This window comes from Streptosporangiales bacterium (assembly GCA_009379955.1).
Lineage (GTDB): Bacteria > Actinomycetota > Actinomycetes > Streptosporangiales > WHST01 > WHST01.
Window position 1 is genome coordinate 1 of record WHST01000095.1, and the last position, 25,347, is coordinate 25,347.

Sequence of the window (25,347 nt, forward strand, 5' to 3'; positions counted from 1 at the left end):
AGCAGGTTCTGGCGGAACCGGCCCTGCTTGCCCTTGAGCATGTCGGACAGCGACTTCAACGGCCGGTTGCCCGGGCCGGTGACGGGACGGCCGCGCCGGCCGTTGTCGAACAACGCGTCGACCGACTCCTGCAGCATGCGCTTCTCGTTGTTGACGATGATCTCGGGCGCGCCGAGGTCGAGCAGCCGCTTGAGCCGGTTGTTCCTGTTGATCACCCGGCGGTACAGGTCGTTGAGGTCGCTCGTCGCGAACCGGCCACCGTCGAGTTGCACCATCGGGCGCAACTCGGGCGGGATCACCGGGACGCAGTCGAGGACCATGCCCAGCGGGCTGTTCGTCGTGTTGAGGAACGCCGACACGACCTTGAGCCGCTTCAGGGCACGGGCCTTCTTCTGCCCCTTGCCCGAACGGATCGTCTCGCGCAGGCTCGCGGCCTCGCTCTCGAGGTCGAAGCTCTGCAGCCGCTCCTGGATCGCGTGCGCGCCCATGCCGCCGCGGAAGTAGATGCCGAACCGGTCGCGCATCTCGCGGTAGAGGAGCTCGTCGCCCTCGAGGTCCTGCACCCGCAGGCCCTTGAATCGCGAGAAGACCTCCTCGACACGGTCGATCTCACGCTGCGCCCGGTCGCGGATCTGGCGCATCTCGCGCTCCGCGCCCTCCTTGACCTTGCGCCGCGCGTCGCTCTTGGCGCCCTCCGCCTCGAGCTGGGCGATGTCGCTCTCGAGCTTCTTCGCCCTGGCCTCGAGGTCGGCGTCGCGCCGCTGTTCGAGCTGCTGCTTCTCGACGCTGATGTTGGCCTCGAGCGAGGACAGGTCACGTGTCCTGGCCTCGTCGTCGACCCACGTGATCATGTAGGCGGCGAAGTAGATGACCTTCTCCAGGTCCTTCGGCGCCAGATCGAGCAGGTAGCCGAGCCGGCTCGGCACACCCTTGAAGTACCAGATGTGCGTGACCGGGGCGGCCAGCTCGATGTGGCCCATGCGCTCGCGGCGCACCTTGGAGCGGGTGACCTCGACGCCACACCGCTCGCAGATGATGCCCTTGAAGCGGACGCGCTTGTACTTGCCGCAGTAGCATTCCCAGTCGCGGGTCGGACCGAAGATCTTCTCGCAGAAGAGCCCGTCCTTCTCCGGCTTGAGGGTGCGGTAGTTGATGGTCTCGGGCTTCTTCACCTCGCCGTGCGACCACTGACGGATGTCGTCCGCGGTCGCCAGGCCGATTCGCAGCTCGTCGAAGAAGTTGACGTCCAGCAAGACCTCTTGCCTTCTTTCTGGATCACAATGTCGGCAGTTCGGTGGTCATGCCGCCCGGAGCTCGCGCCCCGGGCGGCTCGTGTCATACCTCTTCGACGCTGCTCGGCTCTCTCTTGGAGAGGTCGATGCCGAGCTCCTCCGCGGCACGGAAGACGTCCTCGTCGGTCTCCCTCATCTCGACGGCGACACCGTCACTGGAGAGGACCTCGACGTTGAGGCACAGCGCCTGCATCTCCTTGACCAGCACCTTGAACGACTCGGGGATGCCGGGCTCGGGGATGTTCTCGCCCTTGACGATGGCCTCGTACACCTTCACGCGGCCGAGGATGTCGTCGGACTTGATGGTGAGCAGCTCCTGGAGCGCGTAGGAGGCGCCGTACGCCTCGAGCGCCCAGACCTCCATCTCGCCGAAGCGCTGGCCACCGAACTGTGCCTTACCACCCAGCGGCTGCTGGGTGATCATCGAGTACGGACCGGTCGACCGCGCGTGGATCTTGTCGTCGACCATGTGCGCCAGCTTCAGCATGTACACGTAGCCGATCGCGATCGGATCCTCGAGCGGGTCGCCCGTGCGTCCGTCGAGCAGGTGCGCCTTGCCGTCCGCACCGACGAGCCTCTCGCCGTCACGGTTGGGCATGGTGGCACCGAGCAGACCGGTGAGCTCGGAGTCGCGGGCGCCGTCGAAGACGGGCGTGGCCACGACCTGTCCGGGGTCACCCTGGTCGGCGCCGATGGACTTGAGGTGCTTCTTCCACTCCTCGTCGTCGCCCTCGACCTTCCAGCCGGTCTTCGCGATCCAGCCGAGGTGCATCTCGAGCACCTGGCCGACGTTCATCCGGCTGGGCACGCCGAGCGGGTTCAGCACGATGTCGACGGGGGTGCCGTCACGAAGGAACGGCATGTCCTCGACGGGCAGGATCTTGGCGATCACGCCCTTGTTGCCGTGCCGACCGGCGAGCTTGTCGCCCGCGGTGATCTTGCGCTTCTGCGCGACGTAGACCCGCACCAGCTCGTTGACGCCCGGAGGCAGCTCGTCGCCGTCGTCGCGGTTGAACACCCGGACGCCGATGACCGTGCCGGTCTCGCCGTGCGGCACCTTGAGCGAGGTGTCGCGGACCTCCCGCGCCTTCTCCCCGAAGATGGCGCGCAGCAACCGCTCCTCCGGCGTCAGCTCGGTCTCGCCCTTGGGCGTGACCTTGCCGACGAGGATGTCGCCGTTGCCGACCTCGGCGCCGATGCGGACGATGCCGCGCTCGTCGAGGTCGGCGAGCATCTCCTCGGAGACGTTCGGGATGTCCCTGGTGATCTCCTCGGGACCGAGCTTCGTGTCGCGGGCGTCGACCTCGTGCTCCTCGATGTGGATCGAGGAGAGGACGTCGTCCTGCACCAGCCGCTGGCTGATGACGATGGCGTCCTCGTAGTTGTGGCCCTCCCACGACATGAACGCGACGAGGAGGTTGCGGCCGAGGGCCAGCTCCCCCTGGTCGGTCGACGGACCGTCCGCCAGGACCTGCCCCTGCTCGACCCGAGCACCCTCGTCGACCAGCGGACGCTGGTTGATGCAGGTGCCCTGGTTGGACCGACGGAACTTGGCGAGCCGGTACGTGCGCCGGTTGTCGTCGTCGGCCTTGACCGTGATCGCGTCGGACGAGACGTCCTCGACGAGCCCGGCCTCGGCGGCCACCAGCACGTCACCTGCGTCGACGGCGGCGCGGTACTCCACGCCGGTGCCGACGAGCGGCGACTCGGTGTGGATGAGCGGCACCGCCTGGCGCTGCATGTTGGCGCCCATCAGCGCGCGGTTGGTGTCGTCGTGCTCGAGGAACGGGATCAGCGACGTGGCCACCGACACCATCTGGCGCGGCGAGACGTCCATGTAGTCGACCGCGTCGGGGGAGACGTTGTCGACCTCGCCGCCCTTGCGTCGGACGAGCACGCGCGGCTCGGTGAACCGGCCCTGGGCGTCGAGCGCAGCATTGGCCTGCGCCTTGACGAACCTGTCCTCCTCGTCGGCGGTCAGGTAGTCGACCTTGTCGGTCACCTTGCCGTTCTCGACCTTGCGGTAGGGCGTCTCGAGGAAGCCGAACGCATTGACCCGCCCGTACGTCGACAGGTAGCCGATCAGGCCGATGTTCGGGCCCTCAGGCGTCTCGACCGGACACATCCGGCCGTAGTGCGACGGGTGGACGTCACGGACCTCCATACCGGCACGGTCACGGGACAGACCGCCGGGTCCGAGCGCGGAGAGACGCCGCTTGTTCGTCAGGCCCGCGATCGGGTTGGTCTGGTCCATGAACTGAGACATCTGGCTGGTGCCGAAGAACTCCTTGATGGAGGCGACGACCGGCCGGATGTTGATCAGCGTCTGCGGCGTGATCGCCTCGACGTCCTGTGTGGTCATGCGCTCGCGGACGACCCGCTCCATGCGGGACAGGCCGAGCCTGACCTGGTTCTGGATCAGCTCGCCGACCGTGCGGAGGCGCCTGTTGCCGAAGTGGTCGATGTCGTCGACCTCGATGGTGACCTCGGCGGCGGACAGCGTCGCCTCGGTCTCGCCGGCGTGCAGCCGCACCATGTACTCGATGGTCGCGACGACGTCGTCCTCGGTCAGCGTGCCCTGCAGGGTCGGCAGCTCGAGTCCGAGCTTCTTGTTCAACTTGTAGCGGCCGACCTTGGCGAGGTCGTAGCGCTTCGGGTTGAAGTAGAGGTTCTCGAGCAGCGTCTGCGCGGACTCACGCGTCGGCGGCTCACCCGGCCGCAGCTTGCGGTAGATGTCGAGCAGGGCGTCGTCCTGCCCGGTGGTGTGGTCCTTCTCGAGCGTGTTGCGGATCGACTCGTAGTCGCCGAACCGCTCGATGATCTTCGCCTCGTCCCACCCGAGCGCCTTGAGCAGGACGGTGACGTTCTGCTTGCGCTTGCGGTCGATGCGGACGCCGACCAGGTCACGCTTGTCGACCTCGAACTCCAGCCACGCACCCCTGGACGGGATGATCTTGGAGCTGAAGACGTCACGGTCGGACGCCTTGTCGAGACTCTTCTCGAAGTAGACGCCTGGCGACCGGACGAGCTGCGAGACGACGACACGCTCGGTGCCGTTGATCACGAACGTGCCCATCGGGGTCATGAGCGGGAAGTCGCCCATGAACACCGTCTGGCTCTTGATCTCGCCCGTGGTGTTGTTGACGAACTCGGCCGTCACGAACATCGGGGCCGAGTAGGTGATGTCCTTGTCCTTGCACTCGTCGACCGAGTACTTGGGTGGCTCGAACCGGTGATCGCGGAACGAGAGGGACATGGAACCGGAGAAGTCCTCGATGGGACTGATCTCCTCGAAGATCTCCTCCAGGCCTGATTGCCGAGAGGGACCTGGGTCTCCGGCGGCCTCCGCCGCCTCCACCCGCTTCTGCCAACGCTCGCTTCCGATGAGCCAGTCGAACGCCTCGACCTGTACGTCGAGGAGGTTCGGGATATCGAGCGGCTCACGAAGACGTGCGAATGAGATTCGACGGGGACCTTTGGGCTTGCTGGACGTGGTACGCGAGGCGGCCAACAGGCATCCTTCCACTGGCTCGCGGTGAACTCCGCGCGCGGCAGACAACCCATCGGGGAAAATGGGTCGTCAGAGGGCAGCGCAAATAGCCAGTGTAACCGGACCGGTCACTGCTGTCGAGTGCTCATCCATGCACTTGTCACGTCCCTGGCAGGATCTCTCCTGGACGACGGCGAGTCAAGCACTTCAGCGGGAACGAATGGGGCATATGCCCCCATACTGACGAGCTATCCAGGGAATTCTGGCGGCAGCGTCACCATCCGCAACCGTCTCGAGGGCCACCGAGATCCCCGCCGAGCCGGCCGACGGACCGGAAGTCCGCCGGGTCAGGCCCGACGACCGCGACGGGGGCGGGTCCGATTCGTGACCCCATCGTGACGCGCGAGACGCTGCCGGGGTCGTGTCGCTGCCCCCTAGAGGGACTTGAGCTGGGAGACGCGCCAGTCGTCGCCGACCGGGACCATGGTCATCTGCACCCGGTTCTGGTCCAGCCGTCCGTCCTTGACGAGGGTGCTCACGGTGTTCTGGTTGACGTAGAGGAGCAGCTCGACGCGGTCCTTCTCCGCGGTGACCACGGCGGCGCTCACCACCTCGGCGGTGACGGTGACGTCGTACTTCTTCGCGTTGGGGGTGACGAGGTCCTTCGTCGTCTTGGCGTACTCGCCGCGGAACGTGCCGGTGGTGACGCGCCGGCCGGCGGCGAAGTCCCTGTCCAGGGTGCGGTGGTCGTACGAGAGCAGCGTCTTGGCGGCCGCCCGGCCGGCCGAGAGGGAGTCGCTGCGGATCTCGACCAGGTCGGCGGTGGTCGTCAGCGTCAGGGTCTGCCACAGCAGGCCGCCGACGCAGAGCAGGATCGTCAGCGGCAGGGCGAACACCTGGGTCCAGGCCAGCCACGCCAGCCTGGAGTCGATCCTGCGGAGGATGCCGGTCGACATCAGCCCACGAACTCCACACCGGAGACGAGCCACCGGTCGCCGGTCTTGGCGAGGTCGAGCTGCATGCGGTAGTTCTGCAGGGTCGGCTTCTCGTGCGCGACGTTGGTGACCGAGGCGTCGACGACCACCAGGGCCACCGCGGAGTCCGAGTCGACCGATCGCAGGCCGGCGCTCAGCACCTCGCCCTTCGAGGTCGACTTGTTCTTGGTGACCGTCTGCTTGATCGTCGTGCGGTTCTGCTCGTAGCTGGCCCGGAAGTCTCCGGTCGCTCCGTTGATCACCCGCTGGACGTCACGGTCGACGCTCTTGTAACCGATGGTCGTGAAGTTGAGGGCCTGCTGCCTGGCGGCGAGAAGGACCTTCTCGCGCGCCGCCTCCTCGTCGGCGACCGCACCGTGGCGCGCCACGATCATGGCGGAGAACACCGTGACGGCGACCACCGGGATGACGAGGAGGCCGAGGACCACGTAGACGATGACCGCGGGTATGTCCGCCCCGGGCGCGGGCGCGCCGCGCCGGGTCGGAGTGCCAGCCGGACGCCGAGATGTCTTCGTCACTTGCCGAGCGGTCCCAGGAGGAGCATCTGCCACGAATCGTCACCGAACACTCGCTGCTGGCCTCCCGACGACCCCATCCGTACCGGTCCACCGTCCGGGCCGGTCACCTGACCCGTCGACGCGTCGTAACGGTACATGCCGGCGGAGGTGCCCCCGCCGGACCGGCCGGACGCACCCGGGTCGGTCGGTGCCTCGCCGGTGGGTCCGGGGGCGTTCTGGGCGCCGCGGACCGCGGTCTTGCTCGACTCCGGCTCGTCACACGCCGCCTTGTCGTTGGCCTTCGTGTCCGCGGTCTCCTGGGGATACCGCTTGGGCGTCGACCCGTACCCCTCGGTGCACGGCACGGGCGTGAGGTCGATCACCAGGCCCACGTGGGAGGTGCCGTCGGCGGTCACCGTGTAGCCGCCCGCGACGACGTCCGGGTACATCACGAGGATCTGCCGCAGCCCGGGCAGCCGTACCGACGCGATGCCGCCGGCCGTGACGAGGTTGCCGAGCAGGGTGCCGATGGTCGGGTCGACGGTACGCAGCAGCGACGTGAGCTCGGGCGCGGAGAGCTGCCCGTTGTCGAGCAGCCGCCGCAGGTCGGGGTCGCTGCTGTCGATCTGCTCCGACAGTGACCGCAGGTGCTTCGAGAACTCCCTGATCGAGTCCGCGCTGTCGAGCTGGGTGTCGAGGACGACCCTGCCGTCCTCGAGCAGCCGGGTCGTCGGCTCGAGGTTCTCGGTCGCCGTGTCGAGCACCGCGTTGCCGTTGTCGATGAGCGCCTGCAGAGCCGGGCCCGTCCCGGAGAACGCCGCGTCGAGCTCGGAGATCACCGTGACCAGGTCGTCCTTGTCGAGCGAGTTCACGAGCTCGTCGAGGTTGACCAGCAGCTGCGTGGACGAGATCGGCAGCCGGGTGCGGTCGGCCGGGATCACCGAGTCGTCGGAGAGGTACGGCCCGGTGCGCCGCTTCGGCTGCAGGTCGAGGTACTGCTCACCCACCGCCGAGCGCTCGGCGACGACGGCGATCGCGTCGTCGGGGACGAGGGTGTCGCGCTCGAGGAGCAGCACCGCGCGCACGCCGCCCCTGGTCAGCCGCAGCGTGTCGACCTCGCCGACGGTGACACCGCGGTAGGTGACCTCGGCGTTCTCGAAGAGCCCACCGGTGTCGGTGAGGTCGACGTTGACCGTGTAGTGCCGGTTGGTGAGCGCGTCGGTCAGCCCGACGTAGTTGGCGCTGACGTACGACAGGCCGAGCAGCGTGATCGCCAGGAACGCGACCAGCTGGATCTTGACGGTTCGGCGTATCACTCGCGCTCACCCACCCAGTCCGCCGAGCAGCAGGCCCAGCAGGTCGTCGTTGTCGGACGACCCGCCAGGCGGCGTGGTGCCCGGGGTCGGCGACGGGGTGGACGTGCCCCTGCCGCCCTCGGCGCCCTCGCTGGGGAGCAGTCCGCTGGGCAGCAGCCCGCCGGGCGACGGACCCCGCTCGTTCTCGTCCTGCTTCAGCAGCTTCGGCAGCTCGCCGAGGTCGGGCGGGTTGCCGCTGGGGCCACCCTCGCCGATGACCTGCAGGATCTGCGTGAGGTCGAGGTCGGCGGTGAGGTGCAGGTTCTGGTAGTCGCCCTTGATGCCCTCGGCCGAGTTCGTCGGGAACGGGTACGTCAGCATGATGCCGAGCGCTTCCGGCAGGTCAGTGCCCGCCTGCGCGAGCCGGGTGAGGATCGGCCGCAGCGCCGCGAGGTTGGCCTCGAGGTCGGCCTTGGTCGCGTTGATCACGCGGGTGCCGACCTTGCCCAGCTTCGCGAGCTCGCGAAGCAGCACGACGAGGTCGCGGCGCTGCTCGGTCAGCACCTTGAGGGCCGGCGGCACGCGTTCCAGCGTGCGGTCGATGGTCGGCTGCTGCTTCTTCAGCTGTGCCGCGAGCGAGTCGAGGTTGCGGATCGCCTTGTCGATGTCGTCCTTCTGCTCGTCGAGCCCGCCGACGAAGGTGTCGAGCTGGTCGACCACGCTCTTGATCTTGTCCTCGCGCCCCGCCAGCGCCGCGTTGAGCTCCTTGTTGATGGTCTTGAGCTGTGGCAGGCCGCCGCCGTTGAGCAGCATCGCGAGGGCGGAGAGGACCTCCTCGACCTCGGCACTGCGCTGGGTGCGCGACAGCGGCACGACGTCGCCGTCGCCGAGCCGGCCGCGGGCGCGTTCGGCGGTGGGCACGGCGAGCTGGACGTACTTCTCGCCGAGCAGGCTCGTCTGCTGGACCGCGGCCACCGCGTTGTCGGGCAGGCGCACCTTGCGCTGCACCTCGACGTACACCTTCGCGTGCCAGCCGTCGAGCTCGATCCTGGTGACCTCCCCGACCGCGACGTCGCCGACCTTCACCGCGGACCTGGGCACCAGGTCGAGCACGTCGGTGAACTCGATCGCCACGCTGTACGGGTCGTCGCCGGTGTCGGCGCCGCCGGGCAGCGGCAGGTCGTAGACGCCCTGGAACGTGCAGCCGGAGACCAGCACCGCGAGCGCGGTGACCGCCGCGACGAGCCCGGCGAGCCCGCGGGGCCCGCGCCGACCGGGAGTGGGAGGCCGCGTCATCGCTTGCCTCCCAGGATGCCGGCGAGCGTCTTGTCCGGCTTGCCGACCGGCTCGTTGACCGAGCGCTGGTTGGGGTCGAGCGCCAGCGAGCTGCCCTTGGGCAGCTTCTTGGTGACCGACCCGAACGCCTGCCTGATCAGGTCGCACTGCTGCTGCGGCACGTGCAGCGAGATCAGCAGGGTGCACAGGTACATGGCGGGGTCGTTGAGCTGGCGGAAGTTGTTCCTGTTGTCGAGCGTGCCGTACTTCCCGTTGTACGCCAGCTGCAGGTTGGACAACGCCACCGGTGCGCCGTCGAGGAACCTGGCGAGGGCCTTCTGCTGCTTGGTGAGGACGCCGGTGACCTCGGCGAGGCCGTCGATGTTCTTCTTCAGCCCGGCCTTGTTCTCCCGGACGAACTTCTCGACCTGCCCGAGGGCGATGCCGAGGTTCTTCAGCGCCGCCGCGAGCTCGTCCTTCTCGCCGTCGAGCTGCTCCGAGATCCCGGCGAGGTCCTTGTTGAACGCCACGACGGCCGCGTCGTTCTTCTTCAGGGCGGTGGTGAACGTCGACAGGTTGCGGACCGTCGAGAACAGGTCGTCGCTGCCGCCGTTGATCGTCTCGAGCGCCTTCGACGCCTCCTCGATCGTGGTCTTGACGTCGTCGCCCGAGCCGCCGAGGTTCTCCGCGCCGACCTTCAGCAGGCGCGACAGCGAGCCGTTCTCGTTGGCACCGTTGGGTCCGAGCGCCTCGCTGACGTCGTCGAGCGAGCGGTAGATGTCGCCGAGCTCGACCGGCACGGCGGTGCGGGACCGCGGGATCCTGGCGCCGTCCTTCATCGTCGGCCCGCCGTCGTAGACCGGCGCGAGCTGGAGGTAGCGGTCGCTGACGATGCTCGGTGCGACGACGAACGCCTTGGCGTCGAAGGGCACCTTGTGCTCGTCGTCGTAGTGGAAGTCGACGCGGACGACGTCGCCCTCAGGGGTGATCTCGTCGACCTTGCCGATCGGCACTCCGAGCACTCGCACGTCGGAGCCCTCGTAGAGACCGACCGTACGGCTGAAGTACGCGGTGCCACTGATCTCGCCGGTGCGGGACAGGACGACGCCGACGATGCCGAGCAGGAGCGCGGCGACGAGGACGAGGACGCCGAAGCGCAGGATGCGGGTGGAGCTCATGACCCGCCCCCCGAGACCGGGGTCTTCGGCAGGCTCACGCTGGGGGGCAGCGGGACGAGGTTCTGGATGTAGGCGTCGAACCATCGCCCGGTGCCGACGACGTTGCCGAACAGGTTCACGAACGTCGCCAGGGACGTGATGCTCCTGTCGAGGTTGTTCTGGTTCTTCTGCAGCACCGCGACCACGCGCGCGAGGTACTTCAGCGCCGGCCTGATCTGGGCGCGGTTCTCCTCGACGAGCTTGGTGAGCTGGGTCGACAGCACGACGGTGTTGACCAGCAGCTGGTGGATGACGACCCGGCGGGCCCTGACCTCCTTGAAGAGCTTCTCCCCGTCGCGCAGCAGCCTGGTGAAGTCCTCGTTGCGGTCGGACAGGACCTTGGTCACGCCCTTGCTGCTCGCCAGCAGCTCCTTCAGCTTGGCGTCGCGGCTGGAGATCGTGCGCGACAGCCGGGTGAGGCCGCGCAGCGACGCCTTCACCTCGTCGGGCGAGTCGGCGAAGGTGGTCGACACCGTGTCGAACGCCTCCGCGAGCTTGCGGCTGTCGATCTTCTGCACCGTCTCGGTCAGCCCGCTGAACGCCTCGACGACGTCATATGGAGCGAGCGTGCGCGACGTGGGGATCTCGGCGTCCTCCGCCATCGGCTCGGTGCCCTTCGGCACCAGCGCGAGATACTTCTCCCCCAGCAGGGTCCTGATCTTGATCGCGGCGCCCGAACGGTCGCCGACCCAGGTCTCCTCGTCGTCGACGCGGAAGTCGACCCGCACGCGCTTGCCCGCGAGCGACACGTCCTCGACCTTGCCGACCCGGACGCCGGCGATCCGCACCTCGTCGTCGACCTTCAGGCCGCCCGCCTCGGTGAACGCGGCACGGAACGTCTTGCCGCCGCCGATGAGCGGCACGCTCTCGATGTTGAACGCGGCCACGAGCAGGCAGCAGATGATCGCGATGCCGATCACGCCGATCGGCACCGGGTTCATCTCGCGAAAGGGCTTCACCGGCACCTCGCTTCCTCGGAGTGGAAGGTCGGTGACATCACCTTGCCCGTGGGCAGCACGACCTGGCCGTCGAAGTCGCACAGGAAGAAGTTGAACCACGAGCCGTAGGACCCGGTGCGGCTCAGCTTGTTGGCCCGGTCCGGGAGCTTCTTCAGCGTCTCGTCGACGGTGTCGCGGTTGTCGTCGAGCGTCTTGGTCACGCGGCCGAGCTGCTTGACGTCGTCGCGTACCTCGGGACGCACGTCGCCCACCAGGTCGCCGGTGGTGCGCGCGAGGGTGTTGATGCTGCCGAGCGAGCCGAAGATCGCGTCGCGGTCGTTCGCCAGCCCGGTGACGAACCGCTGCAGCTGGATCAGCAGGTCGTTGAGCTGGTCGTTGTGCGCGTGCAGGTTGCCGAGCACGGCGTTGAGGTTGTCGATCAGCTGGCCGATGATCTTGTCGCGGTCGGCGATGTGGTTGGTGAGCGAGGCGGTGTGGCTCAGCAGGCTGTTGATGCTGCCCGCCTCGCCCTGCAGGGTCCGCACGATCTCGTTGGCGAGGGTGTTGACCTGCTTGGCGTCGAGCGCCTCGAACAGCGGCTTGAAGCCGTTGAAGAGCGTGTCGAGGTCGAGCGCGGGTGCCGTGTGCGAGACCGGGATCGTGTCGCCCTCGCCGAGCGGCTGCTCGGACCCGACGCCCTCCGCGAGCGCGAGGTAGCGCTGTCCGATCAGGTTGCGCCACCTGACGCTGACCTGGGTGCTCGCGGGGACGTCACGGGTCTCGTCGACGGTGAACGTGACGCGCGCCTTCGTGCGCTCGTACACCTCGACGTGCTGCACCTCGCCGACCCGTACACCGGCGATGCGGACGTCGTCGCCCTCGAGGACGCCGGTCGCGTCGGCGAAGACGGCGTGGTACTCCTTCGCGGCCCGGAAGCTGGCGTTGGAGATGGTCGTCGCCAGCAGGGCGGTCGCGAGGATCGTCACGACCGCGAACGCGATCAGCTTGACCAGATTGCCCGCCGTCTTCACGAGTGCCCGCCTCCTCCCGCGCCTCCGGCACGTGCCGCGGAGCGGTCGCCAGCGCTACTCGTGACGTCGCGGCCCGTACCTACGGCGCGCTCGTCGAGCTCCTGCACTCGGCTCGTCTTCACGACACACTCACCGCCGTCCCGCGCGCCATCGGCCCGAACAGCAACGTGGTGATGTCCGGGGCCTCGTCCGCCGACTTGCCGGTGACCGGCGCGACGAGCGCGCCGATCGTCCGCTTCTCCGCGGCGGTGCCGGTCACCCTCGCCGACGGCCCGCCGAGGCCGGGCGGCAGGCCCGACTCCGCGCTGCGGCCGGGGTTGTTGTAGCCGTCGTCCTGCGTGCCGTCCTCGAAGTGGATCCCCGGATCGTACGGGACGTCGGGGTCCGGCAGGCCCCGGCAGTCGGGCCCCCGCTTGTCGGTCCATTCGGGCGCGTCCTCGCCCGGCTGGTACGCCGGCCTGGCCTTGATGATCTCCATGGTGATGTGCAGGCGCCGGTTCTCGAACGTCTTCGCGAGCTGCTCGTTGTCGGACTCCGCCAGCCCGGCCAGCAGGCACGGGTACTCCGGTGAGTACCGCGCGAGCAGCTCGAGCGTCGGTCGGTTGACGTCGCCGACGGCGATGAGCCGCGCCTCGTGCCGGCCGAGGAAGTCGCGTGCGGTGACCGCGAACGTCGTCGTCGAGGTGAGGAACTCCTGCAGGGTGCGTTCCTTCTCCGAGACCGTCTGCGCGGTGTTGCTCACGTGCCGCAACGTGGCAGCGAGGTCGGGGATGACGTCGTCGTACATCTTCGCGACCTCGGCGATGGCCTTGATGTCGTGCTTGATCGCCGGCAGGTGCGGGTTGATCTCCCTGAGGTAGGTGTCGAGGCGTTCGAGGTTGTCACCGATCTGCTCGCCCCGGCCCTCCAGCGCGGTGGCGAGGGCGTTGAGGGTGGCCTGCACCTTGTCAGGCTCCAGCGTGCGCAGCAGTGGCAGCAGGTCGTCGAGCACCCGGTTGAGTGCGAGGGCGGCTGCCGAGCGGTCCTCGGGGATCACGTCGCCGCGGCCGATCGTGCGGGTGCTGGCGATCTGCGGCGGGCGCAGGTCGACGTACCGCTCGCCGAACAGCGTCTTGGGCACGAACCTGGCGGACGAGTTGGCCGGGATGTGCCGCACCTGCTCCGGCTTCAGCGCGAGCCTGATGGTCGCCGACCTGCCGTCGGACGTGATCTGCCTGATCTCGCCGACGACGACCCCGCGCATCTTGACGTCGCCGCCGACGTTGAGCTGGGTGCCGACCGTCTGCGCCTTCACCGTCACGTCGACGACGGGGGTGAAGCGCTTCTGGTAGGCGGCGATCGAGATGCCCACGAGCAGCGCGAGGACGACGACGAGGGCGATGCCGTAGGCCTGGTAGCGGATTCGGGAAGTCATGAGGCGACCTCCGGAGTGAGCATCGCAGCGAGCTCGGAACCTGCACCCTCGACGCCGACCGCACGTGAGCGAGGAGCGGAGCGGAGGATGTCGCCGGGGAACACAGTCATGAGGTCACCCCGCGATCCGCACGGTCGTGGTGGCGCCCCAGATCGCGAGGCTGAGGAAGAAGTCGACGACGTTGATCGCGACGATCGAGGTGCGCACCGCACGGCCGACCGCGACGCCGACGCCCGCGGGACCGCCGGACGCGGTGTAGCCGTGGTAGCAGTGCACCAGCATGATCACGACGGCGAAGACCAGCACCTTGAGGAACGACCAGAGGACGTCCTGCGGCGGTAGGAAGAGGTGGAAGTAGTGGTCGTAGGTGCCCGCCGACTGGCCGTAGTAGAAGGTCACGATCGTGCGGGTCGCGAGGTAGGAGGCCAGCAGGCCGATGATGTAGAGCGGGATCACCGCGACGAAGCCGGCGACGAGGCGGGTCGTGACGAGGTACGGGATCGAGGGGACCGCCATCACCTCGAGGGCGTCGACCTCCTCGTTGATCCGCATGGCGCCGAGCTGCGCGGTGAAGCCGCAGCCGACCGTGGCCGACAGGGCGAGACCGGCGGTCAGCGGCGCGATCTCGCGGGTGTTGAAGTACGCCGACACGAACCCGGAGAACGCCGACGTGCCGATCTGGTTGAGCGCGCTGTAGCCCTGCAGGCCGACCTCGGTGCCGACGAAGAACGTCATGAACGCGATCACGCCGACCGTGCCGCCGATGACGGCGAGGCCCCCGGAGCCGAGGGTCACCTCGGCGAGCAGCCGGATCGTCTCCTTCTTGTAGCGGACGACGGTGCGCGGGGTCCAGGCGATCGCGCGGCCGTAGAAGGACAGCTGCCTGCCCATCACCTCCAGCAGGTTGCCCGGCGCACGCGCGGTGCGCCCGGCGACGCCGAATGCCCCGCGCAGGACGTCGCCTGCCGCGGGTCGATCGGCGAGTTGCTGGGACACCGGTGAGCTCAGCCCTTCTGCGGTATGACCTGGAAGTAGACGGCCGTGAGGATGAAGTTGGCGAAGAACAGCAGCATGAACGTGATCACGACGGACTGGTTGACGGCGTCGCCGACGCCCTTCGGACCGCCGCCGGCGTTGAGCCCCTTGTACGACGCGACGATCGCCGCGAGCGCGCCGAAGACCAGCGCCTTGAACTCGCCCGCCCACAGGTCGGGCAGCTGCGCGAGCGCGGTGAACGACGCGAGGTAGGCGCCGGGGGTGCCGCCCTGGAGGACGACGTTGAAGAAGTACCCGCCGCACACCCCGACGACCGAGACCAGGCCGTTCAGCAGGACGGCCACGAGCATCATCGCGATCACCCGCGGCACGACGAGCCGCTGGATCGGGTTGATGCCCAGCACCTCCATCGCGTCGATCTCCTCGCGGATCTTGCGGGAGCCGAGGTCGGCGCACACGGCGGAGCCACCGGCGCCGGCGATCAGCAGCGCGGTGACGATCGGCGAGGCCTCGCGGACGACCGCGAGCACCGCGGTGGACCCGATGAACGCCTGCGCCCCGAGCTGGCGGACGAGACCGCCCACCTGCAGCGCGATGACCGCGCCGAACGGGATCGAGACCAGCGCGGTCGGCAGGATCGTCACGCTCGCCACGAACCACGACTGCTCGACCATCTCCTTCCACTGGAAGGGACGGCGGAAGGTCGCGCGGAAGGTGTCGCCGGCGAGCGCGAAGAGCTGGCCCGAGCTCCGCAGCGGAGCGAGGAAGCCCGAGCTCATCGGTCGACCACCGTCGGCGGGTCGCTGAGCGCGGGGACGGACGTCGTCGTGGCCGACGAGGCGCCACCGTGGCCGGGTGCGGCGGCGGCGAACGAGCCGGGCGGCGGCTCGACGCCGTAGCGCCTGCCCCACTCCCCCGGCGGACGCTGGCTCGGCCGCGGCCTGCCGTTGGTCGGCATCTGCTGCAGCGGGATCGGCGGGAGCGGCGGCAGGTCGTGCCCGGCCGACGCCTCCTGGATGAGCTCGTCGGCGTCCTTCTCCTCCGCCATGCCGATCGGCCCCTCCCGCTGGGCGTTGAGGAACTGGCGGACGACGGGCTCGTGGCTGGACAGCAGCATCTCGCGCTGGCCGAACATGGCGAGGTGCCGGTGGTAGAGCAGCCCGATGTTGTCCGGCACCGTGCGCGCCGTGTTGATGTCGTGGGTGACGATCAGCATCGTCGCGGCCGTCTGCTGGTTGAGGTCGACGATGAGCTGGTTCAGGTGGGCCGTGCGCACCGGGTCGAGGCCCGAGTCGGGCTCGTCGAACAGGATGATCTCGGGGTCGAGGACCAGCGCCCTGGCGAGTCCGGCGCGCTTGCGCATGCCACCCGAGATCTCGCCCGGCAGCTTCTTCTCCGAGCCCGCGAGCCCGACCATGTCGAGCAGCCCCATCACGATGGACCGCACCTCCCGCTCGGACTTGCGGGTGTGCTCGCGCAGCGGGAAGGCGACGTTGTCGTAGATGTTCATCGAGCCGAACAGCGCGCCGTCCTGGAAGAGCACGCCGAACAGGCGACGGACCTCGTAGAGCTCCTTCTCCGAGCAGCTGCAGACGTCGACGTCGCCGATGTCGATGGAGCCCTGGTTGGGCTTCAGGAGCCCCACGAGGCACTTGAGGAAGACCGACTTGCCGGTGCCGGACGGGCCGAGCAGCACCGAGATCTCACCGGCAGGCAGGGTGAACGAGACGTCCTCCCAGATCACCTGCCGACCGAAGGACTTCGACAGTCCCTCGATGCGGACCTCGACGCCCACGGAGCCTCCTCACGGCACGGCGGCGGGCCGCGGTCGCGGCTGCGCTGCCCAACGATGTCACGCGACGAGGGTCACGCGGTGAACCACCGCACGTACGCCCCGTAGGACGAAGAACCTACTGGCCGGTACGGTCCGTAGCAAGACCCCGGAACGAACCGGGTAGATCTCCCCAGAACGGAGAAATGGGGCGCCCCCTCGGGACGCCCCATTCTCGTGCTGACCTGGCGGTCTACTTGACCGTGACGGTGGCCCCGGCGCCCTCGAGCGCCTCCTTGGCCTTGGCCGCGGCGTCCTTGTCGACCTTCTCCAGGATCGGCTTCGGCGCGCCCTCGACGAGCTCCTTGGCCTCGCGCAGGCCGAGGCTGGTGAGACCGCGGACCTCCTTGATGACCTGGATCTTCTTCTCGCCGGCGCTCTCGAGGACGACGTCGAACTCGTCCTGCTCCTCCGCGGCCGGGGCGTCGGCACCCTGCGCGGGGGCGACGGCGACCGCGGCGGGCGCGGCGGCCTTGACGTCGAACGTGTCCTCGAACTGCTTCACGAAGTCGCTGAGCTCGAGCAGCGTCATTTCCTTGAACGTGTCGAGCAGCTCGTCGGTGCTGAGCTTCGCCATCTGGCGTGTCCTCTCGGTGTCTGTCGGTGGTACGTCTCTACGACTCGGTCGTCGAACCCTCGGCCTCGGCCGGAGCGTCGGCAGCTACCTCTGCCTCGGCCGCGGCAGGTGCCTCGGCGTCGGCGTCGGCGGATGTCTCGGTCGCCGCCTCGGCGCCGCCCTCCTGCTCGACCTTGGCGCGCAGCGCCTCGGCCAGCCGCGCGGCGTTCGTGAGCGGTGCCTGGAACAGCGCGGCGGCACCGGACAGCGACGCCTTCATCGCGCCGGCGAGCTTGCTGAGCAGAACCTCGCGGGATTCCAGGTCGGCGAGCTTGGCGAGCTCGTCGCGGCTCAGCGGGCGGCCGTCCAGCAGGCCGCCCTTGATCACCAGCGGCGGGTTGTCCTTGGCGAAGTCGCGGAGGCTCTTCGCCGCCTCGACCGGGTCGCCCTTGACGAACGCGATGGCGCTCGGGCCCTGGAGGAGGTCGTCGAACACGTCGACGCCGGCCTCCTTGGCCGCGATCTTGGTGAGGGTGTTCTTGACGACCCGATACGACGTGTCTGCACCGAGCGCACGACGCAACTGGGCGATCTGCGCGACGGTGAGACCTCGGTACTCGGTCAGGACGGCGGCATCGGCCTCGCGGAACGCCTCCGCGAGATCGGCGACCGCCGTCGCCTTGTCAGCCCGGCTCATGGGCCCTCCATCGTCTTGTCGGTCGTCTGCCTCAGGACCGCGCGGAAGGAGCCCGACAAGAGAAAGGCCCCGTACGCAGGCGTACGAGGCGGGCGGCCACCGACCGTCACGTCGGGGTGCTTGGTTCGTCAACCTGCGCGGGCCGTCTCCGGAAGGAGAACCTTCAGCCACCCAGGAGGGCGGCGACCAGCGGTCTTCGGCAGGGCCAAGCGTAGCAAGCCCCCGCGCCGATCGGCGCGGGGGCCCGGTGGGCGGCGGCACCGGTGCGATCATGTGCGCCATGACGCGTGTCCGGTCCGAACGGGGTGAGTCGACCGCCACGGGTCGAGGCACCCTGAGCCGATGCTGGCACGCGGCGCTGGCCGTCGTCGTGGCTGCCTCGCTCGTCACGCAGATCGTCCTGCTCGCCCGCACGGGCGCCGACGTCAACGCCACGTCCGGTGAGCAACCCGTCGACGCCGGCACCAGGTACGCACGCCTGTTCAGCTACTTCACCGTCGAGAGCAACGTCCTCGTCCTCGCCGCCTCCGTCGGGCTGGTGCTCGACCCGAGCCGCTCCGGACGGCTCTGGCGGGTGCTGCGACTCGACGCGCTGCTGAGCATCGTCATCACCGGCATCGTGTTCGTCACGCTGCTCGCCCCGATCGTCGAGAACCACGGCGTCGGTGCCTGGGTGAACGCCGGCTTCCACTACGTCGCACCGGCGGCCGCCCTCGTCGGCTGGCTGCTGTTCGGCCCGCGGCCACGCGTCGCGTGGTCGACGATCGCGTGGGCGTTCGTCTGGCCCCTCGCGTGGATCCTCTACACCTTCGTGCACGGTGCGGTGACCGGCTGGTACCCGTACCCGTTCCTGGACGTCGACGCGCTCGGCTACCTCGTCGTCGTCCGCAACGTCGCGGGCGTCGTCGTGCTCACGGCCGTCCTCGCCGCGGCCGTCAAGGCCGTGGACGCGCGGCTGCCGGCCGTCAGACGCTGACTGCCGAACTCAGTCGTCGGCTGCAGCGGCGGAGCTGCGGGTGTTGGGGTCGACCTGGACGCCGGGGCCCATCGTCGAGGACATGGTGACCTTCTTGACGTAGCGGCCCTTCGACGTGGACGGCTTGAGCCTGACGACCTCGTCGAACGCGGCGGTGTAGTTCTCCACGAGCTGCTGCTCGTCGAACGACGCCTTGCCGATCACGAAGTGCAGGTTGCCGTGCCGGTCGACGCGGAACTCGATCTTGCCGCCCTTGATGTCGCCGACCGCCTTGGTGACGTCCATGGTGACCGTGCCGGTCTTCGGGTTCGGCATCAGGCCGCGCGGGCCGAGCACCCGCCCGAGCCGGCCGACCTTGCCCATCAGGTCGGGCGTGGCCACGACGGCGTCGAAGTCGAGCCAGCCACCCTGGATCTTCTCGATCATGTCGTCGGTGCCCACGAAGTCGGCGCCGGCCTCGATGGCCTCGTCGGCCTTCTGGCCGCCGGCGAGCACCAGCACCCGCGCCGTCTTGCCCGTGCCGTGCGGCAGGTTGACGGTGCCGCGGACCATCTGGTCCGCCTTGCGCGGGTCGACGCCGAGACGGACGGCGACGTCGACGGTCTGGTCGAACTTGGTCTTCGCGCCCTGCTTCACGAGCGTGACCGCTTCGGCGGGCGAGTGCACCTTGCTCGCGTCGATCGGCTCGGCCGCGGCGCGGTATGTCTTCGAGCGTTTCATCTTCCCTCTGCCTTCGAAAGGTTCGTGGTGCGGGCTCGCTCGGCCCTCCCACTGACGACTGACTGCTACCTACTCCTTGACGGTGATGCCCATCGAGCGAGCCGTGCCGGCGACGATGTTCGCCGCGGCCTCGACGTCGTTCGCGTTGAGGTCGGACATCTTGGTCCTGGCGATCTCGCGCACCTGGTCACGCGTGACGGTGCCGACCTTCGTCTTGTGCGGCTCGCCGCTGCCCTTCTCGACGCTCGCCGCCTTCTTGAGGAGGTCGGCCGCCGGGGGCGTCTTGGTGACGAAGGTGAACGAGCGGTCCTCGTACACCGAGATCTCGACGGGTACGACGTTGCCACGCTGTTGCTCCGTGGCGGCGTTGTACGCCTTGCAGAACTCCATGATGTTGACGCCGTGCTGGCCGAGCGCGGGGCCGACCGGCGGGGCCGGCGTGGCCTGGCCCGCCTGGATCTGCAGCTTGATGACCGCAGAGAGCTTCCTACTCTTGGGAGGCATGAACCCGTTCCGTCTTCTTTCCTTGACCTAGATCTTCTGTACCTGATCGAACGAGAGCTCGACCGGGGTCTCGCGCCCGAAGATCGACACGAGGACCTTGAGCTTCTGCGAGTCGACGTTGATCTCGTTGATCGTCGCCGGGAGTGTGGCGAACGGCCCCTCCATGACGGTGACCGACTCGCCGGCCTCGAACTCGACCGATTTCGGCGCCTGCTTGGCCGGCTTCCGCTCGACCGCCGGCGCGAGCAGCGCGACGACCTCGTCGGTCGTCAGCGGTGCCGGCTGGTTGCCGACGCCGACGAAGCCGGTGACGCCGGGGGTGTGCCGGACGACCGCCCACGACTCGTCGGTGAGGTCCATGCGGACGAGGACGTAGCCGGGGAGCATCTTCTGGGTGACCTGCTGGCGCTTGCCGCCCTTGACCTCGGTCACCTCCTGGGTGGGCACCGCCACCTCGAAGATGTAGTCCTCCATGTTGAGCGAGGTGATCCGGCTCTCCACGTTGGTCTTCACGCGGTTCTCGTAGCCGGCGTAGGAGTGGATGACGTACCAGTGGCCGATGGAGCTGCGCAGCCGGTCGCGGAGCTCGGCCAGCGGGTCCTCGTCGTCGGGGAGCGGGGCGGCCATCTCAGCGGCCGGGCTCACGCCGTTGGTCGGCTCCGCGGACGCCTCGTCGGCTCCCGCCTCGTCGGCTCCCTCGGCGTCCGCGACCGCATCGGTCGCGACTGCATCGGTCGACGCGTCCGCGGGGTCGCCGGCCTCGTCCGTGGTCGACTCCGCCTGGTCGTCCACGGTCGTGTCCTGGTCGGCACCGGGCGCCTCGACGTCGGTCTCGGCCAGGGAGTGCCGTGCGCCGTCCTCCGGCGCCATGTCGGTCACGATGGTGCGTTCTCCGTCTCGTTCGGGTGGTGCGAAGTGCGGCCTCGGGCTCGCAGTGCCGGCTGACAGCGGTCAGCTGAAGATCTGCAGCACGCCCTTCCCGAAGGCGAAGTCGAGGCCGGTCACGATGCCGATGAGGACGAGGACGAACACGAGGACGACCGAGGTGTAGGTGACGACCTGCTTGCGGGTCGGCCACACGACCTTGCGCAGCTCGGCCACGCACTCCCGGTAGAAGACGCCGGGGGCCCGGAAGAAGCTGCGCAGCACGCCGGGCGAGACGAAGTCGGCCGACCGGTCGTCGGCGGACCCTCGCTTGGCGTCCCTGGTGGGGCCCTTGGTCTCGGTCACCGTTTCCTCTGCTCGCTGTGCTCTACGTGCTGTGCTCTCGCTCGCTGTCCTCTTGCTCGACGCAGGGCAGGAGGGACTCGAACCCCCAACCGCCGGTTTTGGAGACCGGTACTCTAGCCAGTTGAGCTACTGCCCTACGGCCGTCCAGCCTCCCGCAGGTGCCCGGGAGACGATCCCGGGTACGTCACAGCGGGCGGTAAGGACCGCCAACCACAGCAGTCTACGGGTCACGCCGCCGCGACGTCGAACGGGGCTTCTCCCCGGGACGCCCGGCGGCAGGGGTCTCAGGGCGTGGATACCGGTGCGGCGGAGCGTGGCGGTGGTGCGACGATATGTGCATGACCGAGAGCACAACCAGGCCCCGCATCCGTACCCGCGTCTCCGCCCGGCTGGCGGGCATCACGGAGTCGGCCACGCTGGCCGTCGACAGCAAGGCGAAGGCTCTCAAGGCGCAGGGCCGTCCGGTCATCGGCTTCGGCGCAGGCGAGCCCGACTTCCCCACGCCCGACCACGTGGTCGAGGCCGCCGCGGCGGCGTGCCGGGAGCCGAGGAACCACAGGTACACCCCCGCCGGCGGCCTGCCGGAGCTCCGTGAGGCGCTCGCGGCCAAGACCGTGCGCGACTCCGGCTACGAGGTCTCCCCCGGGCAGATCCTCGTCACCAACGGCGGCAAGCAGGCCGTGTACGAGGCGTTCGCCGCGCTGCTCGACCCGGGCGACGAGGTGCTGCTGCCGACCCCGTACTGGACGACCTACCCCGAGTCGATCAAGCTCGCCGGCGGCGTGCCCGTCCTCGTGCACACCGACGAGTCGACCGGCTACCACGTCGACGTCGACCAGCTGGAGGCCGCGCGCACCGACCGCACCAAGGTGCTGCTGTTCAACTCGCCGAGCAACCCGACCGGCGCCGTCCTGTCGCCGGACGAGATCACGACCATCGGCCGGTGGGCCGTCGAGCACGGCATCTGGGTCGTCACCGACGAGATCTACGAGCACCTCGTCTACGGCGACGCCACCCACGCCTCCATGCCGACCCTCGTCCCCGAGCTCGCCGACACCTGCGTGATCGTCAACGGCGTCGCGAAGACCTACGCCATGACCGGCTGGCGGGTGGGCTGGCTCATCGGCCCGCAGGACGTCGTCAAGGCCGCGACCAACCTGCACTCGCACGCGGCGAGCAACGTCGCCAACGTCTCGCAGCGCGCGGCACTCGCCGCCGTGTCCGGCGATCTCGAGGCGGTCGCGGGCATGCGGGCGGCGTTCGACCGGCGGCGGGGCACGATCGTGCCGATGCTGAACGAGATCGAGGGCGTCACCTGCCCGGACCCGCAGGGGGCGTTCTACGTCTACCCCGCGGTGCACGGCCTGCTCGGCAGGGACATCCGCGGCCGCACGCCGGCCACGTCGGTCGACCTCGCCGAGCTCGCGCTGGAGGAGGCAGAGGTCGCGGTGGTGCCAGGCGAGGCGTTCGGCACCCCCGGCTACCTCAGGCTCTCGTACGCGCTCGGCGACGACGACCTGGTCGAGGGTGTCTCGCGCCTGCAGCGCCTCTTCGCCGAGGCGAAGTAGCGGCTCGTACGGGGGAGAGGGGCGCTGGTGAGTCGGTCGCTCGTCGCGCTGCCCAAGGCGCACCTGCACCTGCACTTCACCGGCTCGATGCGCCACTCGACGCTCGTCGACCTCGCCGACCGGCACGGCGTCCGCCTCCCCGACGCGCTGCGCGACGACTGGCCGCCCGAGCTGTCCGCGGCCGACGAGCGCGGCTGGTTCAGGTTCCAGCGGCTCTACGACGTCGCCCGCTCGGTGCTGCGCCGCGAGGAGGACGTGAGGCGGCTGGTCAGGGAGGCGGCCGAGGACGAGCGCTCCGACGGCTCGGGCTGGCTGGAGATCCAGGTCGACCCGTCCGGTTACGCGAACCAGTTCGGCGGCATCACGGCGTTCACCGACCTCGTCCTCGACGCCGCCCGCGACGCCTCGTCGTCGACCGGCGTGGGCATCGGGATCGTCGTCGCGGCCAGCCGCATCAGGCACCCGATGGAGGCGCGCACCCTCGCCCGGCTCGCCGCGCAGTACGCCGGCCGCGGCGTGGTCGGCTTCGGCCTGTCCAACGACGAGCGGCGCGGCGACCCGCGCGACTTCGAGCGCGCGTTCGTCATCGCCACCCGGGCGGGCCTGCCGAGCCTGCCGCACGGCGGTGAGCTGTGCGGACCCTCGAGCGTCCGCGACTGCCTCGACTCCCTGCACGCCGACCGCATCGGGCACGGGGTGCGCGCGGCCGAGGACCCGGCGCTCGTCGACCGCCTCGCGGCCACCCGCACCACCCTCGAGGTGTGCCCGTGGTCCAACGTCTCGCTCGGCGTGTACGCGAAGCCCGACGACGTCCCGCTGCGACAGCTGTACGACGCAGGCGTGCGCATGGCACTCGGCGCCGACGACCCGCTGCTGTTCGGGCCGCGCCTGACCGCGCAGTACGCGCTCGCGCGCGACGCCGGCTTCACCGACGGCGAGCTCGCCGAGCTCGCCCGCCAGTCGGTCCACGGCTCGTCGGCGCCCGCCGATCTCCGGCGTTCCCTGCTCGCGGGCGTCGACGCCTGGCTCGGCCGGGAAGGTTGACGCTCCGTCATTCCGGTCGCCGATGTCGGTGCGGCTGAGTACGCTCGGCGCGCCGTTCTCCGCACGACGTCGTTCACTGCGATCCAGTGGAGGTCTACCGATGCGCATGCCCACGAGGACCGTCGTCGCCGCCGGTGCCGCGCTCGCCCTCACCGTCGGACTCGGCGGCCCGCAGGCGCTCGCCGCCCCGCCGGGGCCCGGCTCGCCGAGCGCGGGCGACCGGCTGTTCCCCGGCCTCGGCAACGGTGGCTACGACGCGCTGCACTACGACCTCGGCCTCGACTACGACCCCGAGACCAGGCTCGTGTCGGCCACGGCCGGCATCGACGCGAAGGCCACGCAGCCGCTGTCGCGTTTCAACCTCGACTTCGACGGCAACGACATCAGCCGGCTGACCGTGAACGGGCGGATCGCCGACTACCGCAGGGACGGCGCCGAGCTCGTCATCACCCCGAACCGGCCGCTGCGCGGCAAGTTCCGCGTCGACGTCACGTACGTCGCGGACCCCCGTGCGGAGCACGACTGCGTGCCGATCCCGCCGCTGACCGGCAGCGCGTGGCTGCCCACCGACGACGGCTTCGGCCTCGCCGGGCAGCCCAACTGCATGCAGTCGGCCTACCCGAACAACGACATCCCGTCCGACAAGGCCACGTACACCATCGACGTGACCACGCCGGAGAACCTCTCGTCCGTGGGCAACGGGACGCTGAAGTCCACGACCCACAACCAGGGCAAGGTCACCCGCACCTTCAGGTCCACCGACCCGATCGCGACCGAGCTGGTCCAGGTCGCGGTCGGCGACTTCGCGGTCTTCGAGCACCGGGCGGCCGACGGCACCCCGCTCCGCGACGTCATGCCGAAGGACCTGCTCGCCGCGGCGAAGCCGAAGCTGAAGAAGCAGTCCCAGCACCTGACCTGGTTGAACCGCCAGATCGGCGTCGACTACCCGCTGCAGAACTACGGCAGCCTCGGGCTCGAGGCCGACTTCGGGTTCGCGCTGGAGACGCAGACGGTCTCGCTGTACCCGGCGGACATCTTCACCGTCGACGAGCCGTGGGTCGAGACGATCATGGTCCACGAGCTGGCGCACCAGTGGTTCGGCGACTACGTCGCGCCGGCGACCTGGAGCGACCTGTGGCTCAACGAGGGCCACGCCACCTGGTACGAGCTGCGCTACGGCCAGAAGCTGGGTGAGGGCACGCTCGAGGACGCCATGAAGGAGCAGTACGCGCAGGGCGACACCTACCGCATGGCGTACGGGCCGGTGGCGAAGCCGACCGACGACAGCACGCTGTTCAGCGACAACGTCTACGGCGGCGGCGCGCTCGTGCTCTACGCGCTGCGGCAGAAGGTCGGCGACGCGACGTTCCGCGCGATCGAGAAGCGCTGGGTCAAGAAGAACGCCAACGGCGTCGCGGGCACCGACGACTTCGTCACGCTGGCCTCACAGGTGGCCAGGCGCGACCTGCGCGGCTTCCTCGAGCCGTGGGTGTACGGCACGACGACCCCGCCGATGCCCGGCCACCCGGACTGGACCGTCGACCCGCCGTCGGACGAGAAGGTGGCGAAGGCCAAGACGAACCGGCAGCACCGGCACGCCCACCTGGCCTGACGCCGTAGGGCTCAGGGCCCAGGCCTGCCCCTGTTGATCACGTTAACCTCGGTCTTTCACACCTGGTGGGGCGACACGGGGTGTGGTGATGCGAAAGTGCCTTGTCTGCAAGGGAAACTGGGACTTGTCGACGGTCCTGTTGCTCTTGGAGAAAGGCACTTCGCGGGTG

Annotated in this window: 23 protein-coding genes and 1 tRNA gene; 4 read left to right on the forward strand and 20 right to left on the reverse strand. The window is 69.2% G+C overall.

Annotation, left to right across the window (positions count from 1 at the left end):
- From GEV10_23365 to rplJ, 15 genes are all read right to left on the reverse strand, one after another.
- Positions 1–1,253 (reverse strand): DNA-directed RNA polymerase subunit beta' (locus tag GEV10_23365; GenBank protein MQA81385.1); only part of this gene is annotated, 1,253 nt, incomplete at its 3' end.
- An 82-nt stretch (positions 1,254–1,335) separates the two neighbouring features.
- Positions 1,336–4,803 carry a DNA-directed RNA polymerase subunit beta gene (rpoB, locus tag GEV10_23370; GenBank protein ID MQA81386.1) on the reverse strand — a complete coding sequence of 1,156 codons (3,468 nt, stop codon included), beginning with the start codon at positions 4,801–4,803 and terminating at the stop codon, positions 1,336–1,338.
- A gap of 413 nt (positions 4,804–5,216) precedes the next feature.
- The gene (locus GEV10_23375) at positions 5,217–5,738 is read right to left on the reverse strand and encodes a hypothetical protein (protein MQA81387.1); all 522 of its coding nucleotides are present in this window, start codon (positions 5,736–5,738) and stop codon (positions 5,217–5,219) included.
- Positions 5,738–6,295 (reverse strand): hypothetical protein, encoded by a 558-nt coding sequence (locus GEV10_23380; GenBank protein MQA81388.1) that lies wholly within the window; start codon positions 6,293–6,295, stop codon positions 5,738–5,740. The genes GEV10_23375 and GEV10_23380 overlap by 1 nt, the downstream gene beginning before the upstream one ends.
- Complete coding sequence (locus GEV10_23385) at positions 6,292–7,590, reverse strand: MCE family protein (protein ID MQA81389.1); 1,299 nt, start codon at positions 7,588–7,590, stop codon at positions 6,292–6,294. Before GEV10_23385 ends, GEV10_23380 begins: the two co-directional genes overlap by 4 nt.
- Before the next feature lie 6 nt (positions 7,591–7,596).
- Positions 7,597–8,865: an MCE family protein gene (locus tag GEV10_23390; GenBank protein ID MQA81390.1), complete on the reverse strand. Its 1,269-nt coding sequence runs from the start codon at positions 8,863–8,865 to the stop codon at positions 7,597–7,599.
- Complete coding sequence (locus GEV10_23395) at positions 8,862–10,022, reverse strand: MCE family protein (protein ID MQA81391.1); 1,161 nt, start codon at positions 10,020–10,022, stop codon at positions 8,862–8,864. The genes GEV10_23390 and GEV10_23395 overlap by 4 nt, the downstream gene beginning before the upstream one ends.
- On the reverse strand, positions 10,019–11,020 hold the full coding sequence (locus GEV10_23400; protein MQA81392.1) for an MCE family protein: 1,002 nt from the start codon (positions 11,018–11,020) through the stop codon (positions 10,019–10,021). Before GEV10_23400 ends, GEV10_23395 begins: the two co-directional genes overlap by 4 nt.
- Complete coding sequence (locus tag GEV10_23405; protein MQA81393.1) at positions 11,017–12,012, reverse strand: MCE family protein; 996 nt, start codon at positions 12,010–12,012, stop codon at positions 11,017–11,019. The genes GEV10_23400 and GEV10_23405 overlap by 4 nt, the downstream gene beginning before the upstream one ends.
- Before the next feature lie 136 nt (positions 12,013–12,148).
- Positions 12,149–13,444, reverse strand: coding sequence for an MCE family protein (locus GEV10_23410; GenBank protein MQA81394.1), 1,296 nt, complete (start codon positions 13,442–13,444; stop codon positions 12,149–12,151).
- Between the two features lie 114 nt (positions 13,445–13,558).
- A complete protein-coding gene (locus GEV10_23415; GenBank protein ID MQA81395.1) occupies positions 13,559–14,335 on the reverse strand; it encodes an ABC transporter permease in 777 nt (258 codons plus the stop codon).
- 113 nt (positions 14,336–14,448) lie between these two features.
- The gene (locus GEV10_23420) at positions 14,449–15,219 is read right to left on the reverse strand and encodes an ABC transporter permease (GenBank protein MQA81396.1); all 771 of its coding nucleotides are present in this window, start codon (positions 15,217–15,219) and stop codon (positions 14,449–14,451) included.
- Positions 15,216–16,235, reverse strand: coding sequence for an ATP-binding cassette domain-containing protein (locus tag GEV10_23425; GenBank protein MQA81397.1), 1,020 nt, complete (start codon positions 16,233–16,235; stop codon positions 15,216–15,218). The genes GEV10_23420 and GEV10_23425 overlap by 4 nt, the downstream gene beginning before the upstream one ends.
- Before the next feature lie 229 nt (positions 16,236–16,464).
- Positions 16,465–16,848, reverse strand: a complete 384-nt coding sequence (rplL, locus tag GEV10_23430) for a 50S ribosomal protein L7/L12 (protein MQA81398.1) — start codon at positions 16,846–16,848, stop codon at positions 16,465–16,467.
- Positions 16,849–16,885: 37 nt separating this feature from the next.
- The gene (gene rplJ, locus GEV10_23435) at positions 16,886–17,524 is read right to left on the reverse strand and encodes a 50S ribosomal protein L10 (protein ID MQA81399.1); all 639 of its coding nucleotides are present in this window, start codon (positions 17,522–17,524) and stop codon (positions 16,886–16,888) included.
- Positions 17,525–17,804: 280 nt separating this feature from the next.
- Between rplJ and GEV10_23440 the strand changes: the two genes are divergently transcribed.
- Entirely contained in the window at positions 17,805–18,500 is a 696-nt protein-coding gene (locus tag GEV10_23440) for a hypothetical protein (GenBank protein MQA81400.1), read from the forward strand.
- Positions 18,501–18,509: 9 nt separating this feature from the next.
- Here the strand turns inward: GEV10_23440 and rplA are convergent, their stop codons facing one another.
- The 5 genes from rplA to GEV10_23465 form a co-directional block, all read right to left on the reverse strand.
- Positions 18,510–19,220 carry a 50S ribosomal protein L1 gene (rplA, locus tag GEV10_23445; GenBank protein MQA81401.1) on the reverse strand — a complete coding sequence of 237 codons (711 nt, stop codon included), beginning with the start codon at positions 19,218–19,220 and terminating at the stop codon, positions 18,510–18,512.
- A gap of 69 nt (positions 19,221–19,289) precedes the next feature.
- Positions 19,290–19,724, reverse strand: coding sequence for a 50S ribosomal protein L11 (gene rplK / locus GEV10_23450; protein MQA81402.1), 435 nt, complete (start codon positions 19,722–19,724; stop codon positions 19,290–19,292).
- 27 nt (positions 19,725–19,751) lie between these two features.
- Positions 19,752–20,594: a transcription termination/antitermination protein NusG gene (gene nusG, locus GEV10_23455; protein ID MQA81403.1), complete on the reverse strand. Its 843-nt coding sequence runs from the start codon at positions 20,592–20,594 to the stop codon at positions 19,752–19,754.
- Positions 20,595–20,675: 81 nt separating this feature from the next.
- Positions 20,676–20,954, reverse strand: coding sequence for a preprotein translocase subunit SecE (gene secE, locus GEV10_23460; GenBank protein ID MQA81404.1), 279 nt, complete (start codon positions 20,952–20,954; stop codon positions 20,676–20,678).
- Positions 20,955–21,016: 62 nt separating this feature from the next.
- Positions 21,017–21,090 (reverse strand) — tRNA-Trp (locus GEV10_23465).
- 202 nt (positions 21,091–21,292) lie between these two features.
- Between GEV10_23465 and GEV10_23470 the strand changes: the two genes are divergently transcribed.
- Genes GEV10_23470 through GEV10_23480 form a run of 3 tightly spaced genes read left to right on the forward strand, consistent with a single transcriptional unit; the run spans position 21,293 to position 25,178 of the window.
- The gene (locus GEV10_23470; protein ID MQA81405.1) at positions 21,293–22,522 is read left to right on the forward strand and encodes an aminotransferase class I/II-fold pyridoxal phosphate-dependent enzyme; all 1,230 of its coding nucleotides are present in this window, start codon (positions 21,293–21,295) and stop codon (positions 22,520–22,522) included.
- A gap of 27 nt (positions 22,523–22,549) precedes the next feature.
- Positions 22,550–23,566: an adenosine deaminase gene (locus GEV10_23475; GenBank protein MQA81406.1), complete on the forward strand. Its 1,017-nt coding sequence runs from the start codon at positions 22,550–22,552 to the stop codon at positions 23,564–23,566.
- Positions 23,567–23,588: 22 nt separating this feature from the next.
- A complete protein-coding gene (locus tag GEV10_23480; GenBank protein ID MQA81407.1) occupies positions 23,589–25,178 on the forward strand; it encodes a M1 family peptidase in 1,590 nt (529 codons plus the stop codon).
- Positions 25,179–25,347 lie beyond the last annotated feature (169 nt).

What these genes read in the sequence shown, in the direction of transcription:
- GEV10_23480 (MQA81407.1), top strand. Translation starts at nt 23,589, where the DNA reads ATGTCGGTGCGGCTGAGTACGCTCGGCGCGCCGTTCTCCGCACGACGT.
- rplL (MQA81398.1), bottom strand. Translation starts at nt 16,848, where the DNA reads ATGGCGAAGCTCAGCACCGACGAGCTGCTCGACACGTTCAAGGAAATG.
- GEV10_23420 (MQA81396.1), bottom strand. Translation starts at nt 15,219, where the DNA reads ATGAGCTCGGGCTTCCTCGCTCCGCTGCGGAGCTCGGGCCAGCTCTTC.
- GEV10_23440 (MQA81400.1), top strand. Translation starts at nt 17,805, where the DNA reads ATGACGCGTGTCCGGTCCGAACGGGGTGAGTCGACCGCCACGGGTCGA.
- GEV10_23375 (MQA81387.1), bottom strand. Translation starts at nt 5,738, where the DNA reads ATGTCGACCGGCATCCTCCGCAGGATCGACTCCAGGCTGGCGTGGCTG.
- GEV10_23470 (MQA81405.1), top strand. Translation starts at nt 21,293, where the DNA reads ATGACCGAGAGCACAACCAGGCCCCGCATCCGTACCCGCGTCTCCGCC.
- rplA (MQA81401.1), bottom strand. Translation starts at nt 19,220, where the DNA reads ATGAAACGCTCGAAGACATACCGCGCCGCGGCCGAGCCGATCGACGCG.
- GEV10_23410 (MQA81394.1), bottom strand. Translation starts at nt 13,444, where the DNA reads ATGACTTCCCGAATCCGCTACCAGGCCTACGGCATCGCCCTCGTCGTC.
- GEV10_23395 (MQA81391.1), bottom strand. Translation starts at nt 10,022, where the DNA reads ATGAGCTCCACCCGCATCCTGCGCTTCGGCGTCCTCGTCCTCGTCGCC.
- GEV10_23390 (MQA81390.1), bottom strand. Translation starts at nt 8,865, where the DNA reads ATGACGCGGCCTCCCACTCCCGGTCGGCGCGGGCCCCGCGGGCTCGCC.
- nusG (MQA81403.1), bottom strand. Translation starts at nt 20,594, where the DNA reads ATGGCGCCGGAGGACGGCGCACGGCACTCCCTGGCCGAGACCGACGTC.
- rplJ (MQA81399.1), bottom strand. Translation starts at nt 17,524, where the DNA reads ATGAGCCGGGCTGACAAGGCGACGGCGGTCGCCGATCTCGCGGAGGCG.
- rplK (MQA81402.1), bottom strand. Translation starts at nt 19,724, where the DNA reads ATGCCTCCCAAGAGTAGGAAGCTCTCTGCGGTCATCAAGCTGCAGATC.
- GEV10_23415 (MQA81395.1), bottom strand. Translation starts at nt 14,335, where the DNA reads ATGGGCAGGCAGCTGTCCTTCTACGGCCGCGCGATCGCCTGGACCCCG.